This is a genomic window from Plantibacter sp. CFBP 8804 (genome assembly GCF_014841225.1).
GTDB classification, from domain to species: domain Bacteria; phylum Actinomycetota; class Actinomycetes; order Actinomycetales; family Microbacteriaceae; genus Plantibacter; species Plantibacter auratus.
The window spans coordinates 29,667-41,218 of record NZ_JACYTU010000021.1 but is presented as its reverse complement, the minus strand read 5'-3'; the positions used below and the strand labels follow the sequence as shown (position 1 = coordinate 41,218).

11 protein-coding genes are annotated in these 11,552 nt (G+C 69.6%); 3 read left to right on the top strand and 8 right to left on the bottom strand.

What is annotated here, in order from left to right:
* Positions 1–48 precede the first annotated feature (48 nt).
* The 3 genes from IFU11_RS18730 to IFU11_RS18720 are packed head-to-tail and all read right to left on the bottom strand — an operon-like array spanning position 49 to position 2,713.
* Positions 49–1,275 (bottom strand): serine hydrolase domain-containing protein, encoded by a 1,227-nt coding sequence (locus IFU11_RS18730; RefSeq protein WP_192019921.1) that lies wholly within the window; start codon positions 1,273–1,275, stop codon positions 49–51.
* Positions 1,276–1,289: 14 nt separating this feature from the next.
* Positions 1,290–2,114: a hypothetical protein gene (locus IFU11_RS18725; protein ID WP_192019920.1), complete on the bottom strand. Its 825-nt coding sequence runs from the start codon at positions 2,112–2,114 to the stop codon at positions 1,290–1,292.
* On the bottom strand, positions 2,114–2,713 hold the full coding sequence (locus tag IFU11_RS18720; protein ID WP_371742836.1) for an ATP-binding cassette domain-containing protein: 600 nt from the start codon (positions 2,711–2,713) through the stop codon (positions 2,114–2,116). The genes IFU11_RS18725 and IFU11_RS18720 overlap by 1 nt, the downstream gene beginning before the upstream one ends.
* Positions 2,714–2,958: 245 nt before the next feature.
* Between IFU11_RS18720 and IFU11_RS18715 the strand changes: the two genes are divergently transcribed.
* The gene (locus IFU11_RS18715; RefSeq protein ID WP_192019919.1) at positions 2,959–3,513 is read left to right on the top strand and encodes a hypothetical protein; all 555 of its coding nucleotides are present in this window, start codon (positions 2,959–2,961) and stop codon (positions 3,511–3,513) included.
* 89 nt (positions 3,514–3,602) lie between these two features.
* Entirely contained in the window at positions 3,603–4,316 is a 714-nt protein-coding gene (locus tag IFU11_RS18710) for an HAD family hydrolase (protein WP_159877050.1), read from the top strand.
* 31 nt (positions 4,317–4,347) lie between these two features.
* Here IFU11_RS18710 and IFU11_RS18705 read toward each other — a convergent pair whose 3' ends face one another.
* From IFU11_RS18705 to IFU11_RS18695, 3 genes are all read right to left on the bottom strand, one after another.
* On the bottom strand, positions 4,348–4,791 hold the full coding sequence (locus IFU11_RS18705) for a BLUF domain-containing protein (RefSeq protein ID WP_371742835.1): 444 nt from the start codon (positions 4,789–4,791) through the stop codon (positions 4,348–4,350).
* 617 nt (positions 4,792–5,408) lie between these two features.
* On the bottom strand, positions 5,409–6,695 hold the full coding sequence (locus IFU11_RS18700; protein WP_192019918.1) for an HNH endonuclease signature motif containing protein: 1,287 nt from the start codon (positions 6,693–6,695) through the stop codon (positions 5,409–5,411).
* A gap of 626 nt (positions 6,696–7,321) precedes the next feature.
* Positions 7,322–7,918 carry a hypothetical protein gene (locus tag IFU11_RS18695; protein ID WP_192019917.1) on the bottom strand — a complete coding sequence of 199 codons (597 nt, stop codon included), beginning with the start codon at positions 7,916–7,918 and terminating at the stop codon, positions 7,322–7,324.
* Between the two features lie 58 nt (positions 7,919–7,976).
* Between IFU11_RS18695 and IFU11_RS18690 the strand changes: the two genes are divergently transcribed.
* Positions 7,977–9,287, top strand: coding sequence for an FAD-dependent oxidoreductase (locus IFU11_RS18690; RefSeq protein WP_191940171.1), 1,311 nt, complete (start codon positions 7,977–7,979; stop codon positions 9,285–9,287).
* A gap of 183 nt (positions 9,288–9,470) precedes the next feature.
* Here the strand turns inward: IFU11_RS18690 and IFU11_RS18685 are convergent, their stop codons facing one another.
* Together IFU11_RS18685 and IFU11_RS18680 are read right to left on the bottom strand one after the other, a co-directional pair.
* A complete protein-coding gene (locus tag IFU11_RS18685; RefSeq protein WP_191940170.1) occupies positions 9,471–10,781 on the bottom strand; it encodes an ABC transporter permease in 1,311 nt (436 codons plus the stop codon).
* Entirely contained in the window at positions 10,778–11,485 is a 708-nt protein-coding gene (locus IFU11_RS18680; RefSeq protein WP_085511157.1) for an ABC transporter ATP-binding protein, read from the bottom strand. The genes IFU11_RS18685 and IFU11_RS18680 overlap by 4 nt, the downstream gene beginning before the upstream one ends.
* Between the last annotated feature and the right edge of the window lie 67 nt (positions 11,486–11,552).

Genomic DNA, 11,552 nt, shown 5'->3' with positions numbered 1-11,552 from the left:
AGCGCCGACCCCGGTTGGGGTCGGCGCTCGGCGTCCGGTGGGAAGTGATCATCGCTCGCAGAGGGTCGCGTCGAGGGCGTCGACGACGATCCGATACTGCTTCATCAACCGCTCGTTGTCGTCGGGCGACACGACCGCCCACGGCAGCGAGGTGACGGCGATGGTGACGGCCGTGCCGTCGGGACCGACCGCGTTGCGCGTCTGGGTTCCGGGGATGTCGCCGCCATGGCCCCAGGCCACGCCGCCGCAACTCAGCGGGTAGCTCTGCAGGCCCAGCCCGTAGCCCGCTCCCGGCCACAGCTCGTCGCCGGCCGGAACCGTGGTCTGCATCTCGGCGAGGGTCTCCTCGTTCAGGAGTTCACCGTCGAGCAGGGCCTTCATGAAGACGTTGAGCTCGTGCGGCGTCGAGACGAGCGCACCGGCGGACCAGGCGAACGAGGTGTCGAGGGCCGTGATGTCCAGGAGGTCGCCGACGGTCTTCGCGTGGTACCCGTGGGGGTGCTCACCGCGCAGCTCGCGTTCGCCCGGCGCCGGGAAGTACGTGTGCTCGAGGTCGAGCGGCTTGACGATGCGCTCGTCGATCTGCTGGGCGAGCGCCCGGTCGGTGACGCTCTCGACCATGAGCCCCAGCACGAGGTAGTTCGTGTTGCTGTACGCCCACCGCTCCCCCGGCGCGAACACGGCCGGCTTGGCGAGGGCGATGTCGAGCATGTCGCGGGGCGAGGTGTACCGCTCCTGTGCCGCGAACGCGTCGGCGGCGATCTGGTCGGCGTACTCGGGGAGCCCCGCCGTGTGCTGGAGCAGCTGACGGACCGAGATGCGGGTGCCGTCGATGCCGTCGCCGGTGATGAGCCCAGGGAGGTAGGAGTCGATCGGGGTGTCGAGCGCGACCTTCCCCTCCTGGACGAGCTGCAGGACGACGGTCGAGACGAACATCTTCGTGTTACTCGCGATCCGCACCTCGCCGTCGACCGGGGCCGGCTCGTCGGTCGCGAGGTCGCCGATGCCGGCCGCGACGTCGATCGCCTCGCCGTCCGGCCCGATCACTGATGCGAGTGCCGCGGGGTAGCCGGCGTCGACGAGCGACTGCATCCGGTCCTGCAGCGGGCCGGATTCCGAGCCGGTGCCGGCGGTCTGCTCCGTGGCGCTGGAACAGGCGCTCAGGGAGACGGTTCCGGCGAGCAGCGCGGCGGCGGCCGAGACGGCGATGATCGTGCGGTGACGGGTCTGGTGCTGCGTCTTGGTCTGCGTGTGGGTCTGGGTCTGGTCGTTCATGTGGGTGATTCCTTTCAGATGTCGCGGCGCGAGAGCGCAGCGGATGCGGCCACGGTGAGGGCCGCGGTGAGGGCCACGAGGGCGAGGATGACGACGATCGGTCCGAGCCCGTCCGTTCCGCCGTGGATGACGCCCTGGGCGAGGGCGACGGGCAGGAACTGGGTCCAGACCGGCACGATGCCGCCGGTGATCAGCTGGATCGAGGAGACGACGATCGGTTCGAGGATGAGGATCGCGATCATCGTCAGAACGCCGGCGAGCTGGGTGCGGACGATGAGTCCGACCGCGAGTCCGATGACCGACAGGGCGGTGACGGCGAGGACACCGAGCCCGAACCGTGCTGCGAGGTCCGGGAGTCCGAGGACGAACGGCGTCCCGGTCGCTGCCAGGGTGATCACGAGCGTGACCAGGCTGACGAGGGCGAGTACGACACCGAGAGCGGCGCCGACGACTGCGACGGCGCCCGCCTTGGCTGCGACGATGCGGAACCGCTTCGGCGAGGCGAGGACAGCGCCGACGATGCCGCCGTAGCGGTCGTCACTCGTGCCGGCGAGCACGCCGAGCAAGGTGATCGCCAGGAGTGCGACGCCGATGGAGCCGCTGCCCATCGACGCACCGAGGGGGTTGAGCGCGTCGAGTTGGACGGCGCGGGAGGCGAGGTCCAGGACGGGGAAGTCGCTCCCGAGAGCGTCGAGGCCAGGGCCGATGTCGCCGTCGGCGAGGGCGGGCATGAGCGTGACGAAGGCGAGTTGCGTGACGATGAGTCCCACGACGGCGACCGCCGCGGTGACCTTCGTCGCGGTCGTGGTGACGAGACCGATGAGTTCAGCGCGGAACATCAGCGCACCTGCCCGTTGTTGGTGAGCTGGGCGGTTCCGGTGACCTGGAGGTAGTACGCCTCGAGGTCGCCGCCCGATGCGGCGAGGATGTCGCCCATCGACGACTCGGCCACGACGCGCCCGTCGGTGATGACGACCACGTCGTCCGCGATGTCTTGGACGTCGGAGAGGAGGTGGGACGACAGCAGCACCGTTCCACCCGCGTCGGCGAACGCACGCAGCCGGAGTCGCAACCACTGCATGCCCGCAGGGTCCAGGCCGTTCGACGGCTCGTCGAGGATGAGCACGGCCGGCTCGCCGAGGAGCGCTGCCGCGATCGCGATGCGCTGACGCATCCCGAGCGAGTACCCGCCGGCGGGGCGGTCGGCGTCGCGTGCCATGCCTACTTCGGTGAGGACCGCGTCGATGCGGGAGGCGTCGACCCCGATCCGTGCGGCGGCGATGCGGAGGTGCTGCCGCCCGGTGCGAGCCGGGTGGAGTCCGCCCGCGTCGAGGACGGCGCCGACGGTGCGCGCCGGCTGCTCGAGCTCGCGGTACGGGCGACCGAGGATGAGGCCGTCCCCCGCGTCAGGACGGGCGAGTCCCAGCAGCAGGCGGATGGTGGTGGTCTTCCCGGCGCCGTTGGGGCCGAGGAGTCCGACGACCCGGCCGGGGCGGCGGTGAAGGACACGTCATCGACGCGGGGGCGACCGTGGAAGGTCTTGCGGAGGCCGCGAGCCTCGATGGGATGAGTGGAGAGGTTCATGGATCCAGCCTCGGCGCAAGCAGTTCCGGGCACCCCCGCCTGCCGCACAGTCCCGGGCTGGCCGAACGGACAGTGATCGACGACCTCTAGGCTGCTGGCATGGACACGGCTGCTCGGATGCATGATCGACGTCACCGTCTCGCGCCGCGCGCGACCGTCGTGGCCACGGTGGTCGTCGTGGTCGCCGGTTTGCTCGCCGGCTGCGCGTCGTCACCGTCGCCGGACCGGACGACGGCGGCATCCGCCGCGGCATCGGACTCCGCCACCCGCTCGGGCACCGGTGAGATCCGGCACGAGCTCGGCCCACTCACCGACCGCTTCCCGCAGCTCGCCACCGCGCTCTCGGCGACCTGGATGTCGGGGACCATGGGCGACGAGCGGGTTCCGGGCCCGAGCACGTACTGGATCGACGCGGTCGTCGTCCTGGACGAGGCCGGGTTTGCGGAACTGCTGGCGCTCGCCCCAGGGGAGGCGGGCTCGGGCGCGAAGGCGGAGCTCCCGGACCTCGATCCCGGACTCGACGACGCGCTGCCGCCAGGACCGTTCGTGCGTTCGTCCGCTCTCGACGACGCCTTCTCGCAGGACGGCCGCTCGACGCAGGTGTTCCTCGACGATGCGACCAGCTCGGTGATCCTCACGAGTCGGTTCCAGTAGCGGCGGCGTTGCCGCGTCCGCGGGCTCGCACGTTCTGCGGAGAATGACCACCGCTTCACAATCGCGGGCTCGCGGGTTTGACTGGACGCATGTCCGAACCAGCTGACACCACCGTCCCCGAGAACTCCGACGACCGCATCGCGGTGCTCTTCGACATCGACGGGACGCTCGTCGACTCGAACTACCTGCACGTCGACGCCTGGGATCGCGCGTTCGCCGATGCCGGCAGGCCGGTCGACGCGTGGCGGATCCATCGCTCGATCGGCAAGGACGGCGGTGAGCTGCTCGAATCGCTGCTCGACGGGTCCGACGAGGTCGAGCAGTACGGCGAGCGGGCGAAGGAGTTGCACAGCGAGTACTACCTTCAGAACACCTCCCGGCTGCGGGTGATCGGCGGTGCGCGCGAGCTGCTCGGCGAGTTGGCAGGCCGCGGGATCGCAGTCGTGCTGGCGACCTCGGCTCCGGAGAACGAGCTCGAGATCCTGCGGGAGCTGCTCGACGTCGACGATGCGATCTTCGCGGCGACCTCGTCCGGCGACGTCGAGACCGCCAAGCCGGAGCCCGACATCGTCGAGGTCGCACTCGATCGCGCGGGCGTGCCGGCGTCGCGGGCGGTCATGGTCGGCGATGCCGTCTGGGACATCGAGGCGGCCGCGCGGGCCGGTGTGGAGTGCATCGGGGTGCGCAGCGGTGGGTTCGGCGAACAGGAGCTCCGTGACGCCGGTGCGGTCGCGGTCTACGGTGACGTCGCCGAGCTGCTCGCGAACCTCGACGACAGCCCGATCGGCAAGCTCGCAGGCTGACTGGGGGTGTGAGCGCGGGCTTGAGCGCGGCTCAGCTCCGCGTGGCGCGGCTGCGGAACCAGCGGGCGAGTTCCTGCAACGCGCGCATGGTGGCGGTCGGGTCGTCGCGGTCGAGGTCGTCGAAAGTGTCGCGGTAGCCGTCGAGGTCTGCGGTGGAGCCGGTGTCGGCGCGTTCGAAGCCCATGGTCCAGGCGGCGAACTGGCGTTCGCGGATGGGCTCCTCGAACATCACGCGGATGCCGGTGTGGCGTGGGTCGGCCGCGAGGGTGTCCATGAGCTCACGGACGGCGGGCTCCGGTCCTTCGAGGACCTGGAGGAACCGGCTGTCGCGGTAGACGAGCATGCCGGTGAGCTGTGCGCGGGCGTTGTTCTCGCGGCAGACGGCGAGCAGGGCGGTGAGGTCGTCGTCGCTGAACGGCTGTGTCGCCGTGCTCGCGTACACGAGTGACAGCATCTGGTCTTCGTCGGTGCCCACGTTTGGAGCCTACCCGGCGGGGTGCGGAGGTGGTCCCGGAAGCAGCTCCCCGCGCTGCGTGCCCTCAACCCGAGTGCCCTTCGACAAGCTCAGGGACCGAAACGTTCTGGGCACACCTCTTCCGGTCACTGAGCCTGTTCTCCCCGGTCACTGAGCCTGTCGAAGTGCCCACGAACACGCCCCATCGTTCCGGGCACACCCCTCCCGGTCACTGAGGCAGCGCAACCCGAGTGCCCTTCGACAAGCTCAAGGACCGAAATGCATCCGAGCACACCTCTCCCGGTCACTGAGCCTGTCGAAGTGCGCACCAGGACCCCTCATCGTTCCGGGCACACCTCTCCCGGTCACTGAGGCAGCGCAACCCGAGTGCCCTTCGACAAGCTCAGGGACCGAAACGGTTCCGGGCACACCTCTCCCGGTCACTGAGCTTGTCGAAGTGCCCACGAGGAACCCTCAACGCTCCGGGCACACCTCTCCCCGGTCACTGAGGCAGCGCAACCCGAGTGCCCTTCGACAAGCTCAGGGATCGAAACGGTTCCGGGCACACCTCTCCCGGTCACTGAGCCTGTCGAAGAGCCCACGAGGAACCCTTCGACAGGCTCAGGGACCGGCGGGAGTCAGAATGGGGCAGGGTCCGGTTTCGTTCGATGGTGTTTGCCGTCGGGTGTCGTCCACTCGAGGACCCCGCCGGGCCCGTGGTCGAGGTTCCATCCGGGGAGGTGCTTCATGCGATGGTGATGCCGGCAGAGGCAGGCGAGGTTCCCGACATCTGTGGTCCCGCCGTCCTCCCACGCGACCGAATGGTCGAGGTCGCAGGCCCTGGCGCGCCGCCCGCACCCAGGTGCCCGACAGGTGCCGTCCCGCAACCGCACCGCCCGTTGCAGATCGGCCGGAACCCGGTACCGATTCCGCCCGACCGACAAGACCGCGCCGGTCTCGGGTTGGACGAGGATCCGCGTGAAGCTGGGGGCGTTGACCGCGATACGTGCGGCGGTCTCCGGGTCGATCGGGCCGTAGCCATCGAGCATGCCGGGTGCGTCGGAGACGCCGGCCATGGTGAGCGCCGGGACGGTGATCTGCACGGTCGGCTTGATGTGCTCCTGCACCTCGATGGGGTGCGGCAGGACTGGGCTGGACATCACGTCTTCCGGGGTTGTGCCGGTGAGTGCGAGCGCCGCGAGGGCGTCGGCTTGCAGTTGTGCGCAGGTGCGGGTGTCGCCGGCCTTGCGTGACTCGGCCGCGGCCGCCTCGACGCGCTCGACGATGCCCTGCGCGATCGGTGCCGTCGGGAACAGGTGCACCCACGCCATGCCGTCCGCCGCGGGCTCGAACTCGACCCGACGGTCAGCCTCCGAACGGGTTGCGCGTGCGGTGATCGATTCCGGGTGGAGGCGCTCGCGCAGAACGCGGGCACGCTTCCGGAGGTACGCATTGGTGGATTGTTCGGCGACCGGCAGGACCTCGGCGAGGAACACCGCTCGCCCTGCGGTCGGGACGTCGCAGAGCTGGTCCGTGATGGTCTGCGCATGCCGCGCCGAGATACGACCGGCCTCCAGCGAGGCAAGCACAGCCGGCGCTTCGTTCACGAGCAGTTCGGCGTCGTTCGTCGCCCGCTGCACGGTCCGCTCGGGCGTGCGGGTCGCCATCGCGAGGGCTGCGCAGGTCGACCGGCGCGAGAGCGCCTGCCGTTCCGCCGGCGGGAAGATCGCCGGAACCGTGACGTCTGCGAAGGCGTCCGCGTAGGCGGCAGAGCGAGCGAGCAACCGAGCCTCCTCGGCGTCCAGGTTGGCGCGACGCCGCTGGATGTCCGCGTAATGGTCCGAGAACTCCGCGAGGCGCGCGGCGTACTCGTCGCTCGCGCGGATCGCGGTGGTGGTGGTGGTGGTGGTGGTGGTCTCGGCCATGACTCCAGTCCACCATGGACCACTGACATTTCAGATGCTGAGTGGTCTCGGATGTGGAAGTCTCTCCGCGTGCCCTTCGACAGGCTCAGGGACCGGATGGGGTTGCTCGGGGACCGGAGTGAGTGCGGGTGCACCTCTCCCGGTCACTGAGCTTGTCGAAGTGCCTACGAGTGTCCTTCGACAGGCTCAGGGACCGGATGGGTGTCGCTGGTCTTGGACGCTTCCTCGTGCGCCCTTCGACAGGCTCAGGGACCGGATGGGGTTGCTCGGGGACCGGAGTGAGTGCGGGTGCACCTCTCCCGGTCACTGAGCTTGTCGAAGTGCCTACGAGTGCCCTTCGACAGGCTCAGGGACCGGATGGATGTCGGTGGTCTTGGACGCTTCCTCGGGTGCCCTTCGACAAGCTCAGGGACCGGAGAGGGTCACCCGGAGACCGGAGTGAATGCGGGTGCACCTCTCCCGGTCACTGAGCTTGTCGAAGTGCCTGCGAGTGCCCTTCGACAGGCTCAGGGACCGGCGAGGGTTGCTCAGGGACCGGCGAGGGTTGCTCAGGGACCGGCGAGGGTTGCTCAGGGACGGGCGAGGGTTGCTCGGGGACCGGAGGGACTCCGCGGCTCCCAGTCCACTCACCGGCCCATGAGCGCCTTCACGACCGCGATCGCGGCAGGCCCGTCGAGCGACGGATGACCCGCCCACTGCCCACCGGTGACGGATATCTCCGTCTCCGGCAGCACCACCGTCGTGACGATCACCGCGGCGACTCCGGTCTCGACCGTCGCGCTGTAAGCGGTCCCTCCGGCAGCCTCGATGGTCGTATCCGGGATCGGCGTGAGCGCGGCGGCGGCGAGCTCATCGGCCGACAGCGCCTCGCTCGATTCGGGCGAGACGACGACCTCCACCGACCGGATGTCCGCCGCATCGATCGTCCCCTCCGGCGCCTCCCAGCCGCAGACGGTCCCGTACTCGTCCGCCCCGTTGTCCTCTCGTGCCACGAGTCCCTCGATGTACGGCGCGACGGCCGCCTCCACCGCCGCGCAGTCGACCTGCAGGGACGATCCGTCTCCCGAGCCCCCGCTCGACGACTCCGCCGGCACCGACGCAGCGGGCGATGCACTGCCGGCGGAGCCGCCAGCGGGCCCACTCCCACCAGTGCACGCCGTCAGCGCGAGCACGATCGTTCCGGAGACGAGAAGCGGCAGTCCTGCCCGCTGCAACAGACGCATGATGTCGACGATATGGGTTCCGGAGTAGTGTCCGGAAGAGACCGACGGGAGCAGCGCGATGAAACCGACGACCCGCACCGACAGCGATCACGGCGACCACACCGTCGACCACACCAGCGACCGCGACTGCGTCATCGCGGGTGGCGGCCCGGCCGGCATGGTGCTCGGCTACCTCCTCGCCCGGGCCGGCCTCAGCGTGACCGTGCTCGAGAAACACGCCGACTTCTTCCGCGACTTCCGCGGCGACACGATCCACCCGTCGACCATCACGTTGCTCGGCGAGCTCGGCCTGCGCGAGCGGTTCCTGCGGCTGCCGCTCAACCGGTTGCAGACGATGGACGCCGTGATCGACGGCCTGCGGATGACCATGGTCGACTTCCGCACCCTGCCAGCACCCGACCGGTTCCTCGTCCTCGCGCCGCAATGGGACTTCCTGAACTTCCTCGCTGAGGAGGCCGCCGCACTGCCGAACTTCGAGCTCCGCCTCCGCACCGAGGCGACCGGCCTGATCGTGGAGCAGGGCCGGGTCCGCGGCCTGCGCGCGACCACGACGACCGCCGACGCCCCAGCGACCGAAACCGACCCAGCGACCAGCACCTCCACCGACATCGAGATCCGAGCCACCCTCACGGTCGCGGCGGATGGACGCACCTCTGCCCTCCGCGACGCGGCCGGACTCATCCCCGACGAGAGCGGCGTCCCGATCGACGTCCTGTGGTTCAGCCTGCCGAAGCCGGCCGACCCGCCACCCCCGACCCTCGCCTACCTCTCGCCGCGCGGCATGGTGCTCACGATCGACCGGGGTGACCGGTACCAGTCCGGCATGGTCATCCGGAAGGGCGGCGCGGAGCGGCTCAGAGCCGAGGGTATACCGGCGCTTCGCCAGAGGATCGTGGATGCCGCACCCGTCCTGCGTCCGGTGGTCGACACCCTGACCGACTGGGACCAGGTCAAGCTCCTCTCGGTCCAGCTCAACCGCCTCGACCGCTGGTACCGCCCGGGCTTCATCGCCATCGGCGACGCCGCGCACGCGATGTCACCGATGTTCGGTGTCGGGGTCAACTATGCGATCCAGGATGCGGTCGCCCTGTCCAACGCGATCGCCGGCCACCTCGCCGAGGGGGACGCACCATCCCACGTCCTCGCTGCCGTCCAACGTCGACGCGAGCAGCCGGTCAGGATCATGCAGCGCGTCCAGCGGGCAGGGCATCGGGTGATCTCCCGCACGACCACGGGCGCCCACATCGCGCCGCGGTGGGTGATCCGGCTGATGCGGCTCGCCAGCCCCGTCGTCCGACCGCTTGCGGCGAGGTTCATCGGGATCGGGATCAGGCCCGAGCACGTCACCAGCCCGAGGCGCGAAGCGTAGAAGAAGCGGGCACGGAGCCTCAACCTCCGACGAGGGGACGGCCGCTTGTCGGTAACGTGGACGCCGCAGACGCGACCTGAGCGTCTGCGCCGGCGCTGCTCCTCAACCTGGCGCCGGCGCGGCTGTGGGGCGCCGCTTCCGCCGCGCCCCACACCCCCCACCCGCATTCCCGACCGATGCGCATCACTCGTAGCGGAGCGACTCCACCGGATCGGCCTTGGCGGCACGGGCGGCGGGCAGCGTTCCGGCGAGGAACGCGATCACCATGACGACCAGGACGATGATCCCGAGTGACACCGGGTCGAACGCGATGAGGTCGAGGCCCGGCAGGTCGGCGAGGAGCGATCCGGACAGCGCGGCACTGATGCCGGTACCGGCGAGCACCGCGACACCGACGCCGATCGCACTGCCGAGGAAGCCGATGAACGCGGCCTCGAGGCTGAACAACCCGAAGACCTTGCCGCTACCCATCCCCATGGCCTTCATCAGACCGATCTCGCGGGTGCGCTCCTGCACGGACATGAGGAGGGTGTTCACGATCCCGAAGCTGGCCGCGAGGAGGGCGATGATCGCGAAGGCGTTGAGGACGAGGACGATCCCGTCGATCACCGTCTTGATGGTGCCGAGTTGGTCTGCGACGGTCGTGCCGGTGTAGCCCGCATCGGCCAGGCGGTCCTTCAGCGCCGTGACCTGCTCGTCGGTGGCGTCCGCGCTGAACCGGATGGACGCCTGCGCGTACCGCTCGACCTGGTCGGACGGGACGCCGATGTTCTGGGTCTCGTAGAGGAGGTCGGTGAGCGCGGCGTTCGGCACGATCGAGGCACCGGTGGGCGAGGCGAGGCTCTCCTCGGCGACTCCGACGACGGTCGCGTCCACGGTGTGCTGCGTGCGCTGCGCATCCGTGATCGCGACCGTGACCGTCTGCCCGACCGCGTCGGCGTCGCTTCCGAAGCCGAGCGGCTCCACATAGGAGGTGGGGAGCACGAGCTGGAGTGTGTCGGTGTCGTCGTCGGGCTGTGCACCGTCCAGCAGCGTGACGCTCTGCCCGGAGATGAGTCCACCGACACCGACGACGTACTTCGTGCCGCCGCCCGCCTCGATGTAGTCGGTCGAGATCGACTTCACGGCCTGCACGTCGAGGACCCCGTCGATCCCGCCGAGCTCGTCGAGATCGGTCGGTGTCAGTGCGACGACGGTCGATCCCGGCGCGCCGGCACCGGTGGAGGCGACCGCGTCCGGGTCGTACTCCTTCGGTCCGCTCGTGCCCGCACCAAGACCGCCGCCGGTGTCGGCCGTCTTGGTGACGGTCATCGTGTCGGACGCACCGACGCTCGACACCGTGTCGTCGATGTAGGCGTTGATGCCGGTGCCGAGCCCGTTCGTCAGGGTGAGCGTGAACGCTCCGACGAAGATCGCCAGGATGGTCAGGATGGTCCGGGTCTTGGACCGGAACGTGTTCGCGACGGCGGTCCCGATGAGGTCGACGGTTCTCATGCGGCCACCGCCTCGTCCTCGACGAGCAGTCCGTCGCGGATGAGGATCCGCCGATCGCAGCGTGCCGCCAACTCCTCGTCGTGCGTGACGACGATGAGGGTGATGCCGCTCTCCCGGTTGAGGGAGAAGAGGATGTCCTCCACGACGGCGCCGGTCGCCGTGTCGAGGTTGCCGGTCGGCTCGTCGGCGAAGATGATCCGTGGGTTGTTGACGAGCGCGCGGGCGATCACCGTCCGCTGCTTCTGCCCGCCCGAGAGGTTCACCGCGCGGTTCCGCGCCTTGTCCTCGAGCTGGAGCTGCGCGAGTGCGGCGAGCGCCCGGCGACGTCGGTCACCACGGCGGACGCCGGCGATCTTCATGGGGAGCAGGACGTTCTCGAGCACCGTCGCGTTGGCGGTGAGGAAGAACTGCTGGAACACGAACCCGAAGGTCTTGTTCCTGGTCGTGTTGAGGCGGCGACCGCGGAGGGTGCTCGTGTCGACCCCCTCGAGTTCGACGGTGCCGGAACTCGGTGCGTCGAGGAGCGCGAGCACGTGCATGAGCGTGGACTTGCCGGAGCCGCTCTTCCCGACGATCGCGACGCTCTCGCCGGCGTGGATGTCGAAGCTCACCCCCTTCAGCGCGTCGAACCGGTTCTGACCGCGACCGTAGGAACGCCGGACGTCCCGGACCGAGATGATCGGCGGCGCTGTGGTGCTCTGCATGGTGTCTCCTCGTCTGGGGCCGGGTGCTCCGGCACCAGTCCAGACTCGCGGCGACGACCGTCCGACG

Bases quoted from the DNA above. Each gene is read 5' to 3' on its own strand.
- IFU11_RS18700 (WP_192019918.1), bottom strand. From the start codon at position 6,695: ATGGCCGAGACCACCACCACCACCACCACCACCACCGCGATCCGCGCG.
- IFU11_RS18715 (WP_192019919.1), top strand. From the start codon at position 2,959: ATGGACACGGCTGCTCGGATGCATGATCGACGTCACCGTCTCGCGCCG.
- IFU11_RS18710 (WP_159877050.1), top strand. From the start codon at position 3,603: ATGTCCGAACCAGCTGACACCACCGTCCCCGAGAACTCCGACGACCGC.
- IFU11_RS18695 (WP_192019917.1), bottom strand. From the start codon at position 7,918: ATGCGTCTGTTGCAGCGGGCAGGACTGCCGCTTCTCGTCTCCGGAACG.
- IFU11_RS18685 (WP_191940170.1), bottom strand. From the start codon at position 10,781: ATGAGAACCGTCGACCTCATCGGGACCGCCGTCGCGAACACGTTCCGG.
- IFU11_RS18690 (WP_191940171.1), top strand. From the start codon at position 7,977: ATGAAACCGACGACCCGCACCGACAGCGATCACGGCGACCACACCGTC.
- IFU11_RS18725 (WP_192019920.1), bottom strand. From the start codon at position 2,114: ATGTTCCGCGCTGAACTCATCGGTCTCGTCACCACGACCGCGACGAAG.
- IFU11_RS18730 (WP_192019921.1), bottom strand. From the start codon at position 1,275: ATGAACGACCAGACCCAGACCCACACGCAGACCAAGACGCAGCACCAG.
- IFU11_RS18680 (WP_085511157.1), bottom strand. From the start codon at position 11,485: ATGCAGAGCACCACAGCGCCGCCGATCATCTCGGTCCGGGACGTCCGG.